The organism is Collinsella sp. TM09-10AT (assembly GCF_003436275.1).
In the GTDB taxonomy this organism is placed as follows: Bacteria; Actinomycetota; Coriobacteriia; order Coriobacteriales; family Coriobacteriaceae; genus Collinsella.
In genome coordinates this window covers 1-1,430 of record NZ_QSOP01000051.1, presented here as the reverse complement: position 1 = coordinate 1,430, position 1,430 = coordinate 1, and the positions used below count along the sequence as shown (strand labels likewise).

The 1,430-nt window shown below is 74.2% G+C and carries 1 protein-coding gene; it reads left to right on the top strand.

Annotated features, from left to right (window positions below):
• The first annotated feature begins 208 nt into the window (after positions 1-208).
• Positions 209-1,396 (top strand): IS110 family transposase, encoded by a 1,188-nt coding sequence (locus DXD77_RS10210; RefSeq protein WP_233506800.1) that lies wholly within the window; start codon positions 209-211, stop codon positions 1,394-1,396.
• The last annotated feature ends 34 nt before the right edge of the window (positions 1,397-1,430 follow it).

Here is a 1,430-nt window from a genome sequence, read left to right as displayed (position 1 = left end):
TTTAAGAACGTCCATTACAGTCGAAATTGTCAGCCCGGGACCGTCTCGGGCTACGATTGAGGCGCGCCCAGAACGGGCCGCCGACCGGGCGCCCGCGCACGGCCGAACGTCCCTGCCCCCGAGAGGGCCCGTTGGGTGCTGCCGGCGCGGGACGCGCCGCCCCCGACGGCTGATAGGAAAGTGCCGGGCAGGCGCCGCGGCTGGTAATGTGAGTGCCGAGGGGGAGGCCATCCGGTCGAACGACTACCGGAAGGATACCACCGTGAAAGCGCCATCCACCAGGCCCGCGGCCGTGCTCGGCCTGGACGTCGGCAAGTCATCGCACTGGGCCTGCCTGATCGACCGCGACGGGGAGGTGCTGGCCAGCGCCCCCGTCCGCAACAGGGAGGCCGAGCTCGACGCGCTGTTCGCCTCCGCGCCCGCCGGCACGCTCGTCGTCGTCGACCAGTTCCGCAACATAGGGTCCCTCGCCGTGAGGCGGGCCCGCGCCGCGGGGCTCGGGGTCGCCCACCTGCCCGGGCTCGCCGCCAGCCGCGCCGCGGGCCTGTTCGCCGGCGAGGCCAAGACCGACGAGCGCGACGCCGCGGTGATCGCGCGGACCGCCCTGGGCGTGCCGGACTCCCTGTCGGGGGTCCCGGGCCGCGGCGAGGCCCTCGAGGCCGCCCGCGCCCTCTCGTCGCAGCGCGACCACGTCGTCGCCTGCGCGACCAGGGACAAGAACCGCCTGCGCGCGGTGCTGCTCGAGTCCTGCCCGGCCCTCGAGGCCGCGGTCGACCTGTCGGACCGGCGGTGGCTGGAGCTGCTCGCCGGGTTCGGCGGGGCGTGGGGGATCGCCCGCTCCGGGGCCGGGGGCCCGCGGGCCGAGGCCGCCGGGGAGGCCGCGGCCGCCTCCACCGCGCCCCCGCCGGCGCTCGTCGAGGCCGAGAACAGGCAGGTCAGGTTCCTGGCCGCCCGGATATCGGAGGCCCTCGACGAGGCCGGGGCCCTCGAGGCCGAGACGGCGGCGCTGCTCGAGGGCGACGAGACCTACGCGTGCCTGCTCACCGTGCCCGGCATCGGGCCGAGGACGGCGGCGCAGCTCGCGGTGTCGGTCGACATCGCGAGGTTCCCGGACCACGACCACCTGGCCTCGTACTGCGGCATAGCCCCGAGGGTGAGGAGCTCCGGCACGTCGGTGAGGTCGGTCAGGGCGTCCAGGCGCGGCGACGCGAGGCTCAAGTCCCTGCTGATCTTCTCGTGCAACAGCCTGGTGAGGTCCTCGGGGCGCTACGGCGAGTACTACCGGGCCTGCAGGGCGCGGGGCATGGGGCACGGGCGGGCGCTCAAGGCCGTCGCGAGGAAGCGGCTCAGGGCGATATACGCCGTGATGCGCGACCGGGTGCCCTACCGGGAGTAGCCCCGACGGTTGACAAAACTATAGGAACACCCAA